Below are 20,094 nucleotides of genomic sequence, written 5' to 3'. Positions count from 1 at the left end.
TTATTAAGCCGGGCTAATTCATTTCCATAGTTATCACATTACGCTGGGCGGATCAGCACGTGGCGCTTCTTGCCGAGCGAAACTTTGATGACGCCTTGCTCGTTGAGAGCTGTTGCATTGATGGACAAGCGTGGGTCGGTCACAATCTCATCATTGATACGAACTGCACCACCTTCAACATGACGGCGTGCTTCGCCATTGGTTGCGCAGAGTTCTGCAAGTACCATTAGCGCCAATACGCCAATGCCATCATTCAGTGTCGCTTTGTGCACGCCGACAGTTGGAAGGTTCTGGGACAACTCGCCGTCCTCAAATGTCTTGCGTGCGGTTTCTGCAGCTTCTTCAGCCGCAGCGCGGCCATGCAGGATAGCGGTGATCTCGGTTGCGAGAATCTTTTTTGCTTCGTTGATTTCCGAGCCATCGAGGGCTGAGAGTTTCGCAATCTCATCCATTGGCAACGTCGTGTAGAGCTTCAGGAAGCGCTCTACGTCGGCATCTTCCGTGTTGCGCCAGTACTGCCAGAAATCATAGGCACTGAGCATGTCGGCATTAAGCCAGATCGCGCCGCCGAGTGACTTGCCCATCTTCTGGCCGGAAGCTGTGGTCAGCAAAGGCGAGGTAAGAGCATAAAGCTGTGGCGTACCCATACGGTGACCGAGATCGATACCGTTGATAATATTGCCCCACTGATCCGAGCCACCCATTTGCAGGCGCACGCCATAGCGCTTGTTGAGTTCAACAAAGTCATAGGCTTGCAGGATCATATAGTTGAATTCGAGGAACGAAAGCGATTGCTCACGATCAAGACGTGTTTTAACCGAATCAAACGACAGCATACGGTTGACCGAGAAATGACGGCCGACATCGCGCAGAAATTCGAGATAGTTTATGTTACGCAGCCAATCGGCATTGTTGACTATCATGGCATCTTTTGGGCCATCACCAAAGGTGAGGTAATTTGCAAAAACGCGTTTGATACCAGCAATGTTTTCGGCAATTGTGTCTTCGGTCATCAGCTTGCGTGCTTCGTCTTTAAAGGACGGATCGCCAACCATGCCTGTGCCGCCGCCCATAAGAGCTATCGCGCGATGGCCGGTTTGCTGAAGCCAGTGCATCATCATAATCTGAATCAAACCGCCAGCATGGAGGCTTGGTGCTGTTGGATCAAAGCCAATATAGGCCGTCACGGTTTCCTTGGCCAACAATTCATCAAGGCCGCTTTCATCAGACATTTGATGTATAAAGCCGCGCTCGGAAAGCGTGCGAAGAAAATCGGATTTAAAACCGGACATGCCCTTTTCCTGACTGGTTAGGCGTTATTAACTCGGACAGTAAGTAAGTCCTTACTGTCTTATGATATTTTGCCTTTAGCATTATTCACGCAAAAATAACAAGGAAAGTCCGGTATGTCCGATCTGAAACGCGCAATAGGGCTAATGAGCGGCACTTCAATGGACGGTATCGATATTGCGCTGATTATCACTGATGGCGAGAACTATGTTGAGCGCGGTGCTTCTGCGGCCGTGAGTTATTCTGATGGATTTCGTTCACGCCTCAAAGCGGCCCTTGTTGATGCACGCAGCATCAACAAGCGTAATGAACGTCCAGGCATTCTTAAACAGCTTGAACATGATCAGACGCTTTTGCATGCGATAGCAGTTCAGGATTTTCTTTATGCGCATTCTTTGAAGCCGGATGAAATCGACGTAATTGGCTTTCACGGTCAAACCGTCCTTCATCGCCCAAGCGAAGCGTTGACAGTGCAGATCGGCGATGGTGCACTCTTAGCTGCAGAGACAGGCATAGCGGTTATTTATGATATGCGTGCGGAAGATATGCGGCACGGTGGCGAGGGCGCGCCACTGATTCCTGCATATCACGCAGCTTTGGCCGCTAATCTTCCGTTCGGTCTCGAAGGGCCCGTCGTCTTTGTCAATATCGGAGGCATATCCAACTTGACCTATGTCGGTGAGGGTGGTGCGCTGATGGCCTATGACAGTGGGCCGGGCAATATGCTCATCGATCAGTGGATGGAATTGCATGAACAGGGAAGCTTTGATCCGGGGGGCATCACGGCGATGAGCGGCGCGGTGGATGAAGTTTTGGCTTTAAAATATCTCGATCACGCGTTTTTTAAAGGGAATTACCGTCGTTCTTTGGACCGGAGCGACTTTGTCGTTCCTGAAAAAGATGAGGCAAATTTGGCGACAGGGGCGCGTACGCTTGCCTATGTCAGTGCCGCCGCCATTCTTCGTTCGGCTTCACATCTGCCATCGAGGCCTCGCACTTATATCGTCAGTGGTGGTGGTCGTAAGAATGCAGCAATCATGGCTGAACTGAGTGCGCTTGCAGAACGGGAGGGTGCACGCGTGCTGGATGCTGATATTGCTGGGTTTGATGGCGATGCCATGGAAGCAGAAGCATGGGCCTATCTGGCTGTGCGCTCAATGCGCGGGCTACCGCTCACCTATCCGACAACGACTGGCTGCGATCAACCTGTTTCTGGCGGTGTTTTGGCGCTTCCAACAAAATAAAAGCCCGGTGATTATGCTCACCGGGCTTGCATAAGATCACATTCTAACGCAGGCGCTTCTGGCGAATTTCAACCAGCTCGCCAGCAAGACGGCGTTCCAGATATTCTGAACACTCTTCAATAAGCTGGTCACCCATACCTGAGAAAAAGTGGTTCGCGCCCGGCATGGTATTCTGGGTAATCGTGATACCCTTTTGTGTCTTGAGCTTGTCAACAAGCACCTGAACATCTTTCGGAGGCGCGACCTTATCCTGATCGCCATGAATGATCAGACCAGAGGACGGGCAAGGCGCAAGGAACGCAAAGTCGTATATGTTAGGCTGCGGTGCGACCGAGATGAAGCCCTCGATTTCCGGGCGGCGCATCAAAAGCTGCATCCCGATCCATGAACCAAAGGAATAACCGGCAACCCAGCAGTTTTTTGAATCCGGATGCAATGCCTGCACCCAGTCGAGCGCGCTTGCGGCATCCGACAATTCACCTGCACCATGATCGAATTCGCCTTGACTGCGACCGATGCCGCGGAAGTTGAAGCGAAGCGTCGTAAAACCGCGCTGCTGGAACATGTAAAACAGATCGTAGACGATCTTGTTGTTCATTGTTCCACCGAACTGCGGGTGCGGATGCAGGATCAGGGCGATAGGCGCGTTCTTTTCCCGTGAAGGCTGATAACGACCTTCAAGGCGTCCGGCAGGGCCGTTGAAAATGACTTCTGGCATGTGTACTCCGCTGGTGATCGGAAGATCGGCTTCAGGGCGGCAAGCTTGACGTGTGCTTGTGCCGCTTCTAGAACCAATTTGAAATTTCGATAGACTGGACCGCAGTTCAGTACCTGATGTGGCTTAATAGGCTTTTCCTGACTGAAAATTCAAGAAAATTGCGCTATCGCCACTTAAAGGCTTCGCTTAGGAGATAGTATCGGTGATCGGAAGCGGCAAGAGGCTCTATCTGGACTTTAATGCCAGTGCGCCTTTGCTCGATGAAGCGCGCAATGCAGTCATCGAGGCATTAGGCATTACCGGCAACCCTTCATCCGTGCATCGCGAGGGCAGGGCTGCCCGTGCTTTGGTCGAATCGGCTCGCCGTAGTGTCGCGGCACTCGTTAATGCTAAGCCTGACCATGTCTTTTTCACATCTGGTGCCACCGAAGCCGCATCCACCTTGCTGACACCCATCTATATGATGGGCCGTTCGCCGGTGCGTCTTTCGCATCTTTATGTCAGTGCAACCGAGCACCCTTGTATGTTGGCAGGTGGACAGTTTGCACCAGAAAACATCACGGTTCTTCCGGTCGATGAAAATGGAATTCTGCGTCTTGACACTCTCAAGCAGGAGCTGGAAGCGCACGACAAGAGCGCGGGCTTGCCGCTTGTGGCGGTCCAGGCCGCTAATAATGAAACAGGCGTGATCCAGCCTACACGTGAGATTGCAGCACTTGTTAAGTCGGCGGGCGGCATCTTCGTTGTCGATGCGGTGCAGGCGGCTGGCCGTTTTAAGCTAGATATTTCAGATAGTTCTGGCGATTATCTCATAATCTCCTCACATAAGATTGGTGGTCCCAAAGGCGTCGGTGCCGTGATTGCTATTTCCGATCTGATGATGCCGAAAGCGCTGGTCCGTGGTGGCGGTCAGGAAAAGGGTCATCGTGCAGGCACGGAAGCGCTACCGTTAATTGCGGGCTTCGGTGCAGCTGCGGATGTTGCGGCCACTCGACTGAACGGCAATGGCTGGTCTTTCGAAGCGCGAGATCGCCTCGAGGCCGGTCTTATGGAGATTGCACCCAGTGCCAAGATCCACGGTAAATCCGTTGATCGTCTGCCGAACACGACGTTCTTCTCGCTGGACGGACAAAAGGCTGAAACCGTTCAAATCGCATTCGACCTTGGCGGAATAGCATTGTCGGCAGGATCAGCCTGTTCATCGGGCAAAGTCGGCCCAAGTCATGTACTGGCTGCAATGGGCCTTGAGGAAGGGCCAGGCGCGATCCGTGTTTCGCTCGAACCGAATGCTTCAATAGAATCTGTCGATCAGTTCCTTGACGTTTTGCGCAAAATCGTTGCCCGTCACGAGCGCTCAAAGGCCAGTTAGACGCCTAATCGGACCTAACCTCGTAAATTATTCTTGAATTTTACCAGCAAATTTAAAGCCGGGCTTGAAATTGAGTTTAGAAGGGTTTTAAAGAAGCGTCACGCACACTATATTGTGGCGAAGATAGCGACTATCATCGCCCTGACGTTTGCAACTGTCGAACCTTGAATTCGACGAGGATGGAGAACGCCAATGCCTGCAGTGCAGGAGACCATTGATCAGGTTCGCGGCTTGGACGTGGACCAGTACAAGTACGGGTTTGAGACAACAATCGAATCCGAGAAGGCCCCAAAGGGTCTTAATGAAGATATCATTCGCTTCATTTCCGCTAAGAAAGAAGAGCCGGAATGGATGCTTGAGTGGCGTCTGAAGGCCTATGAACGCTGGCTCACCATGGAGGAGCCAACATGGGCACGCGTGGACTATCCAAAGATCGATTTTCAGGATGCGTATTATTACGCAGCCCCGAAGAATCAGACCGGTCCGAAATCGCTCGATGAAGTCGATCCGGAATTGCTCCGCACATATGAAAAGCTTGGTATTCCCCTGCGTGAGCAGGAAATCCTGGCTGGCGTGCGCAAGCAGGGTGATCCAAGCGAAATCGATGGCAACCCTTCGGACAACGTCTATGCATCGGGCCGCGTGGCTGTTGATGCCGTTTTCGACAGTGTTTCGGTTGTCACGACCTTTAAGGCAGAGCTTGCGAAGGCAGGCGTGATTTTCTGCTCGATTTCGGAAGCGATTCGCGAGCATCCTGAACTGGTTCAGAAGTATCTCGCTTCTGTTGTTCCGGTTTCTGACAACTATTATGCGACGCTGAACTCTGCGGTCTTCACCGATGGTTCATTTGTCTATGTACCAAAGGGCGTTCGCTGCCCGATGGAGCTTTCGACCTATTTCCGTATCAATGAAAAGAATACGGGCCAGTTTGAACGCACGCTGATCATTGCGGAAGAAGGCGCTTATGTCTCCTATCTTGAAGGTTGCACGGCCCCACAGCGCGACGAAAATCAGCTCCACGCAGCAGTTGTTGAACTGATCGCGCTGGATAATGCCGAGATCAAGTATTCGACCGTTCAGAACTGGTATCCGGGCGATAGTAGCGGCAAGGGTGGCATCTACAACTTCGTTACCAAGCGTGGCGATTGCCGTGGTGATAATTCCAAAATTTCGTGGACTCAGGTGGAAACCGGTTCCGCGGTAACGTGGAAATACCCTTCTTGCATTCTGCGCGGTGACAATTCGCGTGGTGAGTTCTACTCGATCGCCGTTTCCAATGGCTATCAGCAGATCGACAGCGGTACCAAGATGATTCATCTCGGCAAGAACACGTCGAGCCGCATCATCTCCAAGGGTATTTCGGCAGGCAATTCCAATAATACCTATCGCGGACAAGTTTCGGCTCACCGTAAGGCGACCAATGCCCGTAACTTCACCCAGTGCGACTCACTCCTGATCGGCAACGATTGCGGCGCGCATACCGTGCCGTATATCGAGGCGAAAAACGCAACGGCACAGTTCGAGCACGAGGCAACCACCTCCAAGATTTCCGAAGACCAGCTGTTCTACGTTATGCAGCGCGGCATTCCGGAAGAGGAGGCAATCGCGCTCATCGTCAATGGTTTTGTGAAGGAAGTTATTCAGGAACTGCCAATGGAATTCGCCGTGGAGGCACAGAAGCTCATTGGTATTTCGCTTGAAGGCAGCGTCGGTTAATCCGGCGCGCCTTATTGCCTTCCCGCATCCGATTTTTCTGGCCAGCCCTTTAACTGGCATAAGCAGCTCTTTTTGAGGCTGCGCTGAGAGACAAGGTTATACCCATGCTTGAGATCAAGAACCTTCATGCAAAGATCGCTGACACGGATACCGAAATCATCCGTGGACTGAACCTGACTGTAAACAAGGGCGAAGTTGCCGCCATCATGGGCCCGAACGGCTCGGGCAAGTCGACACTGTCCTACATTCTTGCAGGTCGCGATGATTATGAAGTGACTGAAGGCGACATTCTTTACAATGGCGAGTCGATCCTCGAACTCGATCCGGCTGAACGCGCCGCCAAGGGCATCTTCCTCGCGTTCCAGTATCCGATGGAAATCCCTGGCGTTGCCACGATGGAATTCCTGAAGGTTGCGATGAACAGCCAGCGCAAGGCGCGCGGCGAAGCGGAACTGAAGATTCCTGAATTCATCAAGCGGGTGAAAGAAGCAGCAGGCGGCCTCAACATCGACATGGACATGCTGAAGCGTCCGCTCAATGTTGGCTTCTCAGGCGGCGAAAAAAAGCGCGCTGAAATTCTTCAGATGCAGCTTCTTGAGCCAAGCCTCTGCGTCCTCGACGAAACCGATTCCGGTCTCGACATCGATGCGCTGAAGATTGTTTCCGATGGCGTGAATGCACTGCGTTCGCCCGACCGCGCTGTGATCGTGATTACCCACTATCAGCGTCTGCTCGATTATATTGTGCCGGATAGTGTTCATGTTCTTTACAAGGGACAAGTCATCAAGTCTGGTGACAAGACCCTGGCAAACCACCTTGAAGAAAATGGCTATGCCGACATTATCGGCGAAGTAGCCTGAGGAGCGGATTATGAACATCCAGACCTCAAAACCAAGGACGCCAGCTGAAAGTGCACTGATTGATGGCTTCGCGATCCGCATGGGCGAACTGCCTGGTAATGGCGACGTTGTCATTGCACGCGACAACGCGCTCGAAGAGCTTAAAGTACAAGGTCTTCCGTCGCGCCGCATCGAAAGCTGGCACTACACAGATTTCCGCACGCTGCTGAAAGCCGTGCCAGATTTCAATCCGACTGCTGGAACCAATGCGCTTCCTGCACTTCTAGCAGGCTCAACGGTCATTGCTGCCAGCAATGGTGCAGCGCTTGACGCCAAGGCGCCGGATGGCGTGACGCTCTCTGCGGTGCGTGATGCACTTGCTGATGGTTCGCTCGTCCCACAGCTTACCATTCGGGGAACCGATGATACGATCGGCCAGATCAACGCTTCTTATGTTAGCGACGGCTGGTCATTGTCTATTGCTGATGGCGTTGAACTAGAGGCGCCGCTTGAGCTGCAGAATATCCAGAAGACCGGGCAGGGCCATACGCGCTTCCCAGTCGAAATCGGTGCGAATGCAAAAGCAACGATCATCGAGCGTCAAAATGGCGGCGAGGGCGATGCTCTCTCGACCTCCGTCAGCCATGTAAGCGTCGGTGATGGTGCTGATGTCATATGGGTTATCCTGCGTGACTTTGGTCAGGGAACACAGCTCGCCCAGTTCAATGCAACCATTGGTGCCGGTTCGAAGCTTACGCTTTACATCGTCAATGCGGGTGGCAAACTGGTTCGTCAGGAAGTGCATCTGACTGTCGCAGGAGAGGATTCGGATTTCGAGCTTCGCGGCCTCAATCTTCTGTCAGATGATTCTCACACCGACATAACCATGACGGTGGCCCATCTGGTGGAAAATACACGTTCGACCCAGATCATCCGCAACGTGGTCAAGGACCGTGCGCGCGGTGTGTTCCAGGGTATGATCCGTGTTGCACAGATCGCCCAGAAGACCGATGCTCGCATGGCCTGCAACACGCTGCTGTTGTCTGATGACGGTGAGTTTGATGCGAAACCGGAGCTGGAAATCTTTGCGGATGACGTGGCTTGCGGTCACGGTGCAACGGTTACGGAACTTTCGAAAGACTACCTCTTCTATCTGATGGCACGCGGCATTCCTGAAAACGAAGCCCGCGGTCTGCTGATCAAGGCTTTCATTGCCGAGATTATTGAAGAGTTGGAAAACGAAACTCTGGTCGAGGCACTGGAAGAAGTACTCTCGAACTGGCTTGCAGCTCACGCTTGATTAAAAAAGGCGGAGTGAGTTTTTCACTCCGCCTTTTCTGCCTCAATGGTAGAAGGAACGATCATGGATCAGAAGAATCAACTTGCAGCAGCTTATGATGTCGAAGCGATCCGCAGAGACTTTCCCATCCTGTCACGACAGGTTCATGGCAAGCCGCTGGTCTATCTCGATAGTGGCGCGTCTGCGCAAAAGCCGCAAAGCGTCATTGATGCGATTACGCATGCCTATGCGAATGAATATGCCAATGTGCATCGCGGCCTGCATTTTCTTTCCAATGCTGCAACAGATGCTTACGAAAAGTCACGCGAGACTGTCCGCCGCTTTTTGAATGCCGCATCTGTTGGCGAAATCGTCTTCACCAAGAATGCGACAGAAGCGATCAACACGGTCGCTTACGGTTACGGCATGCCGAATATCGGCGAGGGTGATGAAATCTTGCTTTCGATCATGGAGCATCATTCCAACATCGTACCATGGCACTTTATCCGCGAGCGGCAGGGCGCAAAGCTCGTCTTCACACCGGTTGATGATGAAGGCGTGTTCCATATCGAGGAATTCGAAAAGCGTCTGACCGAACGTACGAAGCTTGTCGCAATCACTCATATGTCCAATGCGCTCGGTACGGTCACTCCCATCAAGAAGATCGTAGAATTGGCGCATGCGCGCGGTATTCCGGTGTTGGTTGATGGTAGCCAAAGCGCGGTCCACATGCCGGTCGATGTGCAAGATCTCGGCTGCGACTGGTTTGTCTTTACCGGACACAAGGTCTATGGTCCGTCAGGTATTGGCGTTCTTTATGGTCGCGCGGAAATGCTTGAGAAGATGCGCCCGTTTCAGGGCGGTGGCGAAATGATCGAAGAAGTGACGGAGGAAAACGTCACTTACAATCACCCGCCACATCGTTTTGAGGCTGGCACGCCGCCAATCGTTCAGGCGATTGGCCTTGGTGCTGCACTTGAATATATGGACAAGATCGGTCGCGCTGCAATCGCAGCTCACGAGGAAGATTTGCGTATCTATGCGCATGAGCAATTGAGCAAGATCAATAGTTTGCGCATTTATGGCAACGCACCGGACAAGGGAGCCATCATCTCGTTTGCGCTTGATGGTATTCACGCGCATGACGTATCTATGGTCATTGACCGCGCAGGCGTCGCTGTACGCGCAGGCACGCATTGCGCTCAACCACTCTTGAAACGCTTTGGCGTCACGTCTACATGCCGTGCATCTTTCGGTATGTACAGCACCCGTGCTGAAGTGGACGTGCTGGCGGAAGCCTTGGAAAAGGCAAGGAAGTTTTTCGGATGACCGAGATCGAACAGAAAGTTCAGGAACAGGCTGAAACCAAGACGGACGATGTAGATGCATCGGCAGATGGAAAGTCTGTTTTTTCCGCGTCTGCTATTCCGCAGGAAGAGCTTCTTCGGCTGACAGATGATATCATCAGCGCATTGAAGACTGTTTATGATCCTGAAATCCCAGCGGATATTTACGAACTCGGTCTGATCTACAAGATCGACATCGAGGATGATCGTACGGTCAAGATTGAAATGACTCTGACTGCCCCTGGATGTCCTGTTGCTGGCGAAATGCCGGGCTGGGTCGAGAATGCCGTTGGTGCAGTTGAAGGCGTTTCCATGGTCGAAGTTACCATGACATTCGATCCGCCATGGTCGGCCGACCGCATGTCAGAAGAAGCGCAGGTCGCTGTCGGCTGGTATTGATCAATAAAAAGCCCTGCGTTTTGCAGGGCTTTTTCTTTTTGCTCAGTGGCCTGTCGTATTAGCATAATGCATCGAGTTTTTGCCAAAGCACCCTTGCAAGAGACCAACCAGTCCTCCCAGTGCGGTCGCTGATGAGACGATACCCTGACCACCACGAAAGGGAATAGATAGACTGGTGCCAACAAATTTGAGCGCGCGGCCAGCAATCTTCAACGGTAGCTTTTTCAGCGTCTTGCTCGGGTTTTCTCGGTACCGTGCACCAAATTCTGTGATGTTATGATCGCGATTGCGGCGATAGTGATAGCTCAGCGTCAAACGGGATGAGGGAACAGTCTCATAGACAATCGCATCACACGCCCAACCGGTTTTAGCGCCGAGCGATTTTGCGGTGGCCCAAAGGTTCCAGTCTTCTCCGCCGGTAAGTCCAAAATGAGAATCGAACCGGAGGCCGGTCCTGCGAAAGAAATCCAGTTTCCCCATCCAACTGCCCGTAGCAACCTTGATTGAATCGCCACGCCCGGATTCGCACTTGCGCCGGCACTTTTGCTCCGATTTATAACCACTTCGTTCAATACCTGACCAAACGAGTTTTTGTAAAATCGTAAGATTTTCATCAAAAGGTATCGGCCTGACCGGCGACCCTAATATGTCGAGATCAAGGCGATCACGCTCGGCAAGCAGCTTCACGAGCCATTCAGCGTCAACAAATTCGTCGTCATCTACGTAGACAAGATAATCGTAACCTTGCTCAATCGCATGATCGAGGGCACGGTTACGTGCTGATGAGATGCCTAAAACACCTTCCACCACATAGTCTATTTGAGTTTCAGGCATTTGAACCCGAAAATTAGCGATTGTTTGTTCAAGAGTCGGAGAGGCGTTATTCTCAACAACAAGAAATGAAACATCAGCATTTGCAGGTTTTACAATCACGGCAAGCGACGCAAATAACTTGCAAAGCATGTTGGGTCTGTTTCGAGTAGCAACCGAAATGCAGATTCTCCGTTGAGACATGTTTGATTTCGCCAAAAAGATTGTGCCCAATATATTATGCAGGCTTATTATATAATAATTATGAAGACAATAGTTGTAATATTCAAATAATTACAAATTATTTTATATTAGTAAGATAACGTTCCGTCGCTTTATATAAAGCTGACATTCTTAGTTTTTTTCAAAGTGAACAATCATATGATCAACAATAGAAAGATTACGTTAATCGGCTTTTGATTTCAAATGGTTTTTCCGGTTATTCCCTCAACAGGATCCGGAGCAAGGTGATCTTGTTCTTGATTGAGTCCGCAGCAATCGGCTTGTTTCAATAAAGCTGTCCATTGCCTTCGGGATCGGCTGTGCCTTGAAGCCACTGTTGTGTGGTGACAACAAAAAACCGCCCAACGTTAGTGGACAGGTGTGATAACCGCTACGTCTTCAACAATAACTGCATCAGCGGCATATGAAGACGTTGCTATGAGAGAAACCGCTGCGGATAATAAAAGATATTTCATGGAAAACTCCCCCTAAATTACGCATAACTATTATACCAACTCGTTTTTGATGTATGTATTAAAAATGCAACTTATGAGGCAATTTTTTGGACTGCGATTGGGAAAATCCTTGTCTCTTGATTTAGCACCATCACGCATTCACGGTGTAAAGCCGCTAAAATGCATGGATTTGAGGATATCAGGAGAAGAAGCGGCGTACAGATTTTTAGTCTGGCGTTTATGAATAATGCGATGTCTACTCAGTTTTGAACCCGCCCTATACGTCATTCACAGAGGTAAACTCACAGGAAATTCGCCATACTTAGCGATTTCCCACGAGCTGCCAATCGGCGCGAACAAGTGATGCTGAAGTTACAGAGTCGGGTGCAGGCCCAATGCTGTCAGGGAATAATCAATCCACGCATAGTTAGAGCATCCGGTTGAATGTGAGGCAGAATTATCTTTTCAAGTTTTCAGTATACGAGACGCGATGAGCCAACCAACGACAGGCGTGATTACGGCGCTGATGACCAGAGCGATAATCATTGGATAAACCGGATTTGCAGATAGAGTCGGTACTGTCAGGATCACAATAAAGCCAATCCCCACCAAGACTATAAAAGCCATAGAACTAATTATTGAAGCCAGTTGAAATCGCGATCCCATGTGTCCCTCAATCCAATATAAACAAGCAATTGTTACCTTATGCAGCCTAGAATGGTAGAAAATTTCAGGCATTGATTATAGTCAATCAGCTTGACATCCCAAATCAAACAGGCCACGTCTTCCGATGCTTGTTTGTAGATGGCTCAGTATTTTAGAACCACCGCCCAGTCGGAAGTTGTTCCGGCCTCTCGATTGAAGCGAGAGGTAGATCGGATCGGTGATTTCTCATATCCGCAAAGCGTGAAGCATATTGCATTCCACGTGGTACGTATCGGCCGGCCGATAGTATGAGCGAGGGGCAATCAGGCTTTTGAGCTTTTGCCAAAACCTTCGGCGAGCTGATCACGACCTATTGGAGGAAGATTGTCGCGATGATGACGGGCTGATTTCGACAGGTAAATAGGTGAGGGAAACGTTTCAGAAAACTCAATAAAACCAAATAGCAGTTGGGGATACTTGGTCAGGCGTTAAAACTGACTTTAATAGGCTAACGTATTCATAACTCAGCTATAAACAGCACTTTGAAGGAAAAGTGGTGCCCCCAGAGAGACTCGAACTCCCGACCCCCTGATTACAAATCAGGTGCTCTACCAACTGAGCTATAAGGGCAGCACAGGCGTGGAATTAGCATAATTTTCAGCCGTGTAAAGCGAAAATTCACATTCAAAGGCAATGGTAAGCAAGTTTTGCATATGATAGCTCTCTTGCCTGTGGAAATTACGGCAGCTGGCACTCAGGAATGAAATAATATGGACGATAAATCCCTGACGATTCATTTCCTTTCCTCTGGAACTGAGGAATCACTGGCAGCTCAGAAAGAGTTGGTGAAGCGGTATGGCCATGTTGCTGCCGAAGATGCGGATGTTGTGGTCGCATTGGGTGGCGATGGTACAATGCTGCAGGCCCTTCGTGATTTCATGAACAGCGGTAAGCCTGTCTACGGAATGAACCGAGGATCTGTCGGTTTTCTTATGAATGAATTTAGTCTGGATGATTTGCCAGCGAGAATACGTGCTGCCCAGAAGGAAACGATCCGTCCGCTCGAAATGATTGCTGAAACAGAACATATGCCACCTTTTAAGGCGCTGGCGATTAATGAGGTCTCTCTCTTCAGGCAATCTTATCAGGCTGTAAAAGTTCGCATAACGATTGATGGAAAAGTGCGGCTCGAGGAATTGGTTTGTGATGGCCTGATGGTTGCTACACCGGCTGGATCAACAGCATATAACTTATCTGCTCAAGGGCCAATCCTGCCTTTAGAGGCACCTCTGCTTGCTTTGACACCTGTTAGCCCATTTCGTCCACGCCGGTGGGGCGGGGCGCTTTTGCCGAACCATGTCACTGTACGTATGGATTTACTTGAAATTGGAAAGCGGCCCGTCAATGCCGTGGCGGACAATAACGAAGTCAAATCTGTCAGAGCGGTGACGGTGCGCGAAGCTATCAATAGTCACGTTGCCATCTTGTTTGATCAAAATCATTCCTGGGATGAACGAATTTTGACAGAACAATTTAGACATTAGTTGGCTTTGCTTTTAGTAAAGTCTTTTGTAGTGGCTGATAGAAATACAATAAAATACAAATAAATGGGCACTTTATATCCGTTGACGGTATTTTAGTTGACTTTTGCTCTCTTTAGACGTAGGCGATGCTGCAAGAAAACGCTTACTGCGTTGCAGACGCCTTTTTTGCCTTAGTTCCTGCGCCGGATTATGACGTGGCTGCAATGACAGGATAGGTGGAATTCATTTCCGAACAGAGAGCTGCGCCTCCATTGACAACATTTGCCGAACTCGGTCTCTCCCCGAAAGTACTCGCCGCCGTTGAAGCTGCTGGATATACAGCACCTACACCTATTCAGGCCGGAGCTATTCCTCCAGCTCTGGAGCGTAAGGATGTGCTTGGCATTGCACAAACGGGTACGGGTAAGACTGCATCTTTCGTTTTGCCGATGCTGCATCTGCTGGAAAAAGGGCGTGCACGCGCTCGTATGCCGCGTACGCTTATTCTCGAACCAACGCGCGAACTCGCTGCTCAGGTCGAAGAAAATTTTGTAAAATACGGCGTCAATCAGCGTCTCAATGTGGCGTTGTTGATTGGTGGTGTTTCGTTTGAAGATCAAGAGCGTAAGCTTGAGCGCGGAGCAGATGTGCTTATTGCAACTCCGGGCCGTCTTCTTGATCATTTTGAGCGTGGGAAGCTGCTTTTGACTGGCGTTGAGATTCTGGTTATCGATGAAGCTGACCGGATGCTCGATATGGGGTTTATCCCGGACATTGAGCGGATCTGCAAACTGATCCCGTTCACACGCCAAACGTTGTTTTTCTCGGCAACGATGCCGCCGGAAATCACCAAACTGACGGAACAATTCCTGCATTCGCCAACACGTATTGAAGTAGCGAAAGCGTCTTCGACGGCAAAAACCGTAACTCAACGCCTTGTTAAATCTGGTCGTAAAGATTGGGACAAGCGTGCAGCTTTGCGCGATTTGATCCGTTCGGAAGGTGATGCAATCAAAAATGCGATTATCTTCTGTAATCGTAAAAAAGATGTCTCAGAACTTTTCCGCTCATTAACACGTCATGAATTCAATGCGGGCGCTTTGCATGGTGATATGGATCAGCGCGCCCGCATGATGATGCTTTCGAACTTCAAGGAAGGTAAGCTTCAACTGCTTGTCGCCTCTGATGTTGCTGCACGCGGCCTCGATATTCCTGACGTCAGCCATGTGTTCAATTATGATATCCCGATTCACTCGGAAGATTATGTCCATCGTATTGGCCGCACGGGTCGTGCCGGTCGTTCGGGCAAGGCGTTCACATTGGTGACCACCGCCGACACGAAGCATCTGAGTGCCATCGAATCGATGATTGGCGAAAAGATTGAATGGCATGATGGTGATTTGACAACTTTGCCAGCAGTGGACGAATCTGAAGATACGTCACGCAAGGGCAGGAACGCTCGAGGCAAAGGCAAAGATGCCAAGGGTAAATCGAAAGATAAACAAAAGGTTGAGGCACCTGTGATCGTTCAAGCCGATGAACCCCAGCCCATTATTCACGAAATTAAAGAGCGTCGTGATGCTATTCGTACATCAAACGATGAGCGTCGTGGCAAGCCGCAGTATGATCATCATAAACGTCGCCGCGATCGCGACGATGATGATGGTCCTGTGCCAGTAGGTTTTGGTAACGATATTCCAGCATTCATGCTCATCCCCACTGGGGTTCTGGCATAAGAAAACAAAAGCCGAGCTGATTTTTCAGTTCGGCTTTTTAGTTTTTGTACCTGACCGGAGGCTTGCAGCAAATGCCAATCTTGCCCAGTTGGTCATAAGATCAGGATCATCGAAGGATTCTTCCGGTACGCTCCAATAGGGCATGGCAACAGGTTTGCCTGTCTTTCTGCTGTCGTAAGACCATTGTCGTGATCCGGCATCAATGAACATATTTGCAGTATGAATGTCTGCTTTCAGAAGCAGTTCATCCTGAACGACAAGCCCTATAATCAATCCCTGATGATAGATGCTTTTTCCGCCAAACATACGGCGAATACTGATGGATCCCAACCCCGCAAATAATTCTCGTAAGGTTTCGTCATCCATTGGCGGGACCAAGCTCTAACCTTTTTTACCACGCATCTTTTTCTTAAGACTCGCTCTAAGCAGCGCCTTGCATCTGGCGAAGGCTTTCTGGCGAGGCCGGGGTCAGTTCCACAGACTCTCCGCAGCCGCAAGCCGACGTCTGGTTAGGATTGTTGAACACAAAACCAGTGCGCAATGTTGTGACTTCAAAATCCATTTGCGTGCCGAGCAGAAACAGAACGGCTTCCGGCGCAATATAGACCTTTGCCCCGTCTTTCTCGACGCAATCGTCACCGGCTTTTGGTTCATTTACGAGCTCAATAGTGTATTCCATCCCGGCGCAGCCGCCTTTTTTTACGCCCACGCGAATACCAAGTGCATCTTCACGGGATGCCATGATTTCACTCACGCGCGCTGCTGCGGCATCTGTAAGCGTCAAGACTGAGAAACGGCCCATTTTCATCTCTTCCGGTGTTATGCTGGTAAGCGACTGAAGAATCGTTCAGTCTGCTCAAAGCAACGCGCTTTTCTGCGGGATTGCCACTTTTTTACTATAGTTAGTGTTGTAACATCATTACTGCAAGACACCAAATCGAGAGCGCGATCACAACACACGCACGGATTTCAGTGTCCTGGAAAAATATTGCTGGAAGAGGAGATGCGAATGTTGATTGAGCGCATGAAGCCTTTGATGCTTGCAGGCATATTCGGGGCGACTGTTTTCATGTCTGCCGCCGGGGCGCAGGAGTCTTCCCAAAAGGCGCCAGCGACCCAAGAAGATGCAAAGCCGGTTGAGGAAACGAAACCGTCTGAACAAACACAAGACGCCACAGATGGTATGATCGTTCCTGATTACCGCGATGATCGGTCATCCCCTCAGGCTGTGATCGAATCCTATTATAATGCAATTAATCGTAAAGAATATGCGCGCGCTTACAGCTATTATTCCGAAGAAGGTCGTGAGCCAGACTTTAAGAAATTTGCCAAGGGGTATGACGGCACAAAGAGTGTGAAGGTAGCTGTGCGAAAGACGGATCCAGATCCTGGGGCAGGCCAGATTTACTGGAGTTTACCGATCGCGATCGAATCTGAGAGCGATGACGGAAACAAGCAGGTTTATACCGGCTGTTACACCCTGCGATTAACCAATCCCGCTATGCAGGAAGTGCCTCCTTACAAGCCAATTGAGATAATGACAGGCTCGCTTACAAAATCGCCGCTCGATATTGAAAAAAGTGTCCCGGAAAGCTGTGATGCTCCCTGAGATATCTCGCGCTTGACCTTGACACGATGGGAAGCTGCACATTGGCTGAAGTGTCTAAGTAAGGAGTCGTCGAAGTGGTTACCTTTTCAGTTCCAAAAATGAAGTGTGGCGGTTGTGCGCAAAGTGTTACGAATGCGCTGCACAAGATTGATGAAGCGGCTGTTGTCGATGTGGATCTCGAGAAAAAACAGGTTAAGTTCGATAGCCGCGTTTCTCAGGATAGGGCGCTCAATGCGCTTGCAGAAGCAGGCTATCCTGCAACGGTCACGCAATAATGTGATCGTTTTTCTTGGGAGGCCGCTTAAGAGCTGATGCTTTCATGCCGGACGTGGAAGCGTCCGGCATTTTTATATTGCTTCACATTATGTTGGAATGCAGAGGCGACCAAGTGTTGCAGTTGGGGGGTGCAACTCTTGTGTCTGATTGACTGTAAGGTCGATTTTTGCCACATCAACGGCAAATCTCGTTTATGGTGCCTAAATGGCGGTGAGCTAGGGTTGTTACGGCTTTGTCGTATGGTCATGGTTCTTGTTTTATCGGGCGCCGGAAGCATAATAATCGCGCAAGCGCGATATAGAAGGATGTAGGGCATGGCTATGTCAGCCGATTATCAAGATCTTCGCACAAAAATGGTCGACAATCAGATCCGCACGACGGATGTAACAGATTTGAGTGTTATTGACGCTTTTCTGGCCGTTCCGCGCGAAGCTTTTGTTCCTGCGCACCGTCAGGTACTTGCCTACATTGATGAAGATCAACTACTTGAGGGCGAAGGTTCAGCGCCGCGCTACATTATGGAGCCATCGCCTTTTGCCAAGCTTGTTCAGCTCGCAAAAGTGAACAAAAACGATGTCGTTCTCGATATCGGTTGCGCTACAGGTTATTCGTCTGCGATCTTTTCCCAGCTTGCCGGATCGGTCATTGGACTTGAAAGTGATTCCGCATTGGCGGCTGTTGCAACAGCTCGTTTGCAGGAACTCGGCTATGACAATGTCGTGATCGTTTCGGGAAATTTGAATGCTGGCTATGCTTCCGAAGCCCCTTACGACGTTATTTTCATCGAAGGAGCGGTTGATTTTGTACCTGAAGTACTTTTCAATCAGCTTAAAGAAGGTGGACGTCTTGTGGTCGTTGAAGGCCGCGGAAATGCCGGAGTTGCGCGACTTTACGTAAAGGAAAATGGCGTAGCTTCGGGGCGTAGCGTTTTCAATACGGCAGTTCGTCCGCTACCTGGTTTTGAGCGTATTGAGCAGTTTGAGTTCTGATCTGGTCCGTGGGACAATTCTGCAACCATATTAAAATTGTTTGTGATAGTGCCTTAGGAAAGATGGAAATAACGAAGCTTACACGTTATTAAGTCTTTCCGAACTGATCGGTTCGATTGTAGATTCGTTTGTTCTTATATGAGGTATACGGTGTTCAAAGCGTGCAAAGGACTTATGGCGGCGGCAATACTTCTGTCTGGCACCGTTTTATCGGGTCATGCTGCTTTGTCGGAAACCCTTAACGAAGCGCTCATAAAGGCCTATAAGAACAACGCGACATTGAACTCTTCGCGAGCTGGCGTAAGAATTCAGGATGAAAACGTAGCGATTGCAAAGTCGGGATATCGTCCTCAAGTGACGGGTTCTTATAATGTCACTCGCAGTAAGTCGCCCGGTTCTGATTATCGTACAACCGGCACATATGGCATTCAACTCAATCAAATGTTGTTCGATGGTTTCCAGACCAAGAACAGTGTTGCTGCCGCAGAGACAACCGTTTTTGCACAGCGCGAAAATCTTCGTAATGATGAGCAGAATACGCTTTTTGCGGCTGTTCAGGCGTATATGGATGTTTATCAGCTTCGACAAATTGCGGTGCTACGGGAAAAAAATCTTGCCGCAATGAACGAGCAGGTACGTGCATCGAGGGCGCGCCTTGACGTCGGTGAGGGTACCCGCACGGACGTAGCACAATCAGAGTCGCAGCGTTCAACGGCAATTGCCGCGCTTAACGCAGCGCGTGCTGACGTGAAGTCAGCAGAGGCGACATATGTTCAGGTTATTGGTTCGCACCCAGATCGCCTCTCTTTAGCGCCGGCTGCCAAAAATCTTCCGCGTTCGCCAGATGCTGCTTATGCAAATGCTACTCAGATACATCCAGGTATCCTTGCCACCCAATATGCAGTTAATGCTCAAGGTTACAACGTCAAGGCCAAGGAGGGCGCTCTGCTGCCAACCGTTGGGTTGACAGCTAGTGCAAGCCATCTTGATACTTATGCCGGTACAAATATCGGTGACGGTAATTCAGCTTCCGTTGGTGTGGGCGTAAACATTCCAATTTACACTGGAGGCCGTTCATCGGCTCAGGTGCGTCAGGCAAAAGAACAGCTTGGCCAGGCACGAATTGAAGTCGATATTATACAGGATAAAGTGCGTCAGGCGATCAGTTCCGCATGGTCACAGCTTGAGGCAGCTCGTGCTTCCGTCAAGGCGAACCGCGACGGTATCGCTGCCGCACAGCTGGCTCTCGATGGCGTCATCGAAGAACGCAAGGTTGGTCAGCGTACAACGCTCGATGTTTTGAACGCACAAAACAGCCTGGTTGATGTGCAGATAGCCCTCGTTCAAGCGGAAAGTAATTCGATTGTAGCGAGCTATGCACTTCTTGCTGCTAGTGGACGTATGACTGCGAAGGATATGCAGTTGCAGGTTGCTCAGTATAAGCCGGAAGAGCATTACAACGCAGTCAAGGACAAGTGGTTCGGCCTACGCACACCGGATGGGCGTTAATTTTTCCGGTAAATAGGTTTGAAGGCGGTGCCATTGGTGCCGCCTTTTGATTCGAATGAATGGCGTATTTTCTTAATAAAATGATAAAGCTGTGAGTTTGGAATGCGTGTGGCTACGCAG

The 20,094-nt window shown here is 50.1% G+C and carries 18 protein-coding genes and 1 tRNA gene; 13 read left to right on the top strand and 6 right to left on the bottom strand.

Annotated elements, in window-relative coordinates; translation table 11 throughout:
* Positions 1–38: 38 nt before the first annotated feature.
* Positions 39–1,292: a tyrosine--tRNA ligase gene (gene tyrS, locus H5024_RS07945; protein WP_187545157.1), complete on the bottom strand. Its 1,254-nt coding sequence runs from the start codon at positions 1,290–1,292 to the stop codon at positions 39–41.
* A gap of 114 nt (positions 1,293–1,406) precedes the next feature.
* On the opposite strand from tyrS, the gene H5024_RS07940 reads away from it, so the two are divergent.
* On the top strand, positions 1,407–2,534 hold the full coding sequence (locus H5024_RS07940) for an anhydro-N-acetylmuramic acid kinase (protein WP_187545155.1): 1,128 nt from the start codon (positions 1,407–1,409) through the stop codon (positions 2,532–2,534).
* Positions 2,535–2,577: 43 nt separating this feature from the next.
* Here H5024_RS07940 and H5024_RS07935 read toward each other — a convergent pair whose 3' ends face one another.
* A complete protein-coding gene (locus tag H5024_RS07935) occupies positions 2,578–3,252 on the bottom strand; it encodes an alpha/beta hydrolase (RefSeq protein WP_187545152.1) in 675 nt (224 codons plus the stop codon).
* Between the two features lie 202 nt (positions 3,253–3,454).
* On the opposite strand from H5024_RS07935, the gene H5024_RS07930 reads away from it, so the two are divergent.
* The 6 genes from H5024_RS07930 to H5024_RS07905 all read left to right on the top strand — a co-directional run bounded on the left by H5024_RS07930 (position 3,455) and on the right by H5024_RS07905 (position 10,200).
* Complete coding sequence (locus tag H5024_RS07930) at positions 3,455–4,621, top strand: cysteine desulfurase family protein (RefSeq protein ID WP_187545150.1); 1,167 nt, start codon at positions 3,455–3,457, stop codon at positions 4,619–4,621.
* Positions 4,622–4,813: 192 nt separating this feature from the next.
* Complete coding sequence (gene sufB / locus H5024_RS07925) at positions 4,814–6,337, top strand: Fe-S cluster assembly protein SufB (RefSeq protein WP_187545148.1); 1,524 nt, start codon at positions 4,814–4,816, stop codon at positions 6,335–6,337.
* Between the two features lie 104 nt (positions 6,338–6,441).
* A complete protein-coding gene (gene sufC, locus H5024_RS07920; RefSeq protein ID WP_007874788.1) occupies positions 6,442–7,197 on the top strand; it encodes a Fe-S cluster assembly ATPase SufC in 756 nt (251 codons plus the stop codon).
* Positions 7,198–7,207: 10 nt separating this feature from the next.
* The gene (sufD, locus tag H5024_RS07915; RefSeq protein ID WP_187545146.1) at positions 7,208–8,476 is read left to right on the top strand and encodes a Fe-S cluster assembly protein SufD; all 1,269 of its coding nucleotides are present in this window, start codon (positions 7,208–7,210) and stop codon (positions 8,474–8,476) included.
* A 63-nt stretch (positions 8,477–8,539) separates the two neighbouring features.
* Positions 8,540–9,784: a cysteine desulfurase gene (locus H5024_RS07910; protein ID WP_187545143.1), complete on the top strand. Its 1,245-nt coding sequence runs from the start codon at positions 8,540–8,542 to the stop codon at positions 9,782–9,784.
* Positions 9,781–10,200: an SUF system Fe-S cluster assembly protein gene (locus H5024_RS07905; RefSeq protein WP_187545141.1), complete on the top strand. Its 420-nt coding sequence runs from the start codon at positions 9,781–9,783 to the stop codon at positions 10,198–10,200. Before H5024_RS07910 ends, H5024_RS07905 begins: the two co-directional genes overlap by 4 nt.
* A 42-nt stretch (positions 10,201–10,242) precedes the next feature.
* Here H5024_RS07905 and H5024_RS07900 read toward each other — a convergent pair whose 3' ends face one another.
* Positions 10,243–11,214 carry a glycosyltransferase gene (locus H5024_RS07900; RefSeq protein ID WP_187545139.1) on the bottom strand — a complete coding sequence of 324 codons (972 nt, stop codon included), beginning with the start codon at positions 11,212–11,214 and terminating at the stop codon, positions 10,243–10,245.
* A 1,672-nt stretch (positions 11,215–12,886) separates the two neighbouring features.
* Positions 12,887–12,962 (bottom strand) — tRNA-Thr (locus H5024_RS07895).
* Between the two features lie 140 nt (positions 12,963–13,102).
* Between H5024_RS07895 and H5024_RS07890 the strand changes: the two genes are divergently transcribed.
* Both H5024_RS07890 and H5024_RS07885 read left to right on the top strand, forming a co-directional pair.
* Entirely contained in the window at positions 13,103–13,876 is a 774-nt protein-coding gene (locus tag H5024_RS07890; protein WP_187545137.1) for an NAD kinase, read from the top strand.
* 251 nt (positions 13,877–14,127) lie between these two features.
* On the top strand, positions 14,128–15,591 hold the full coding sequence (locus H5024_RS07885; protein ID WP_187546698.1) for a DEAD/DEAH box helicase: 1,464 nt from the start codon (positions 14,128–14,130) through the stop codon (positions 15,589–15,591).
* Between the two features lie 24 nt (positions 15,592–15,615).
* Here H5024_RS07885 and H5024_RS07880 read toward each other — a convergent pair whose 3' ends face one another.
* Both H5024_RS07880 and sufA read right to left on the bottom strand, forming a co-directional pair.
* The gene (locus H5024_RS07880) at positions 15,616–15,957 is read right to left on the bottom strand and encodes a TfoX/Sxy family protein (RefSeq protein WP_187545135.1); all 342 of its coding nucleotides are present in this window, start codon (positions 15,955–15,957) and stop codon (positions 15,616–15,618) included.
* Between the two features lie 55 nt (positions 15,958–16,012).
* A complete protein-coding gene (gene sufA / locus H5024_RS07875; RefSeq protein WP_187545133.1) occupies positions 16,013–16,393 on the bottom strand; it encodes a Fe-S cluster assembly scaffold SufA in 381 nt (126 codons plus the stop codon).
* A gap of 207 nt (positions 16,394–16,600) precedes the next feature.
* Here sufA and H5024_RS07870 point away from each other — a divergent pair, with 207 nt between their 5' ends.
* From H5024_RS07870 to H5024_RS07855, 4 genes are all read left to right on the top strand, one after another.
* Entirely contained in the window at positions 16,601–17,200 is a 600-nt protein-coding gene (locus tag H5024_RS07870) for a hypothetical protein (protein WP_187545131.1), read from the top strand.
* A gap of 74 nt (positions 17,201–17,274) precedes the next feature.
* Positions 17,275–17,475 carry a heavy-metal-associated domain-containing protein gene (locus H5024_RS07865; protein ID WP_187545129.1) on the top strand — a complete coding sequence of 67 codons (201 nt, stop codon included), beginning with the start codon at positions 17,275–17,277 and terminating at the stop codon, positions 17,473–17,475.
* Positions 17,476–17,796: 321 nt separating this feature from the next.
* Positions 17,797–18,465 carry a protein-L-isoaspartate O-methyltransferase gene (locus H5024_RS07860; RefSeq protein ID WP_187546697.1) on the top strand — a complete coding sequence of 223 codons (669 nt, stop codon included), beginning with the start codon at positions 17,797–17,799 and terminating at the stop codon, positions 18,463–18,465.
* Positions 18,466–18,603: 138 nt separating this feature from the next.
* Positions 18,604–19,974, top strand: a complete 1,371-nt coding sequence (locus H5024_RS07855) for a TolC family outer membrane protein (protein WP_187545126.1) — start codon at positions 18,604–18,606, stop codon at positions 19,972–19,974.
* The last annotated feature ends 120 nt before the right edge of the window (positions 19,975–20,094 follow it).

Origin of the sequence: Ochrobactrum sp. Marseille-Q0166, from assembly GCF_014397025.1 — a bacterium.
GTDB lineage: Bacteria > Pseudomonadota > Alphaproteobacteria > Rhizobiales > Rhizobiaceae > Brucella.
Note: the sequence above shows the minus strand (reverse complement) of the source record. Positions and strands in the feature narration are given on the sequence as shown.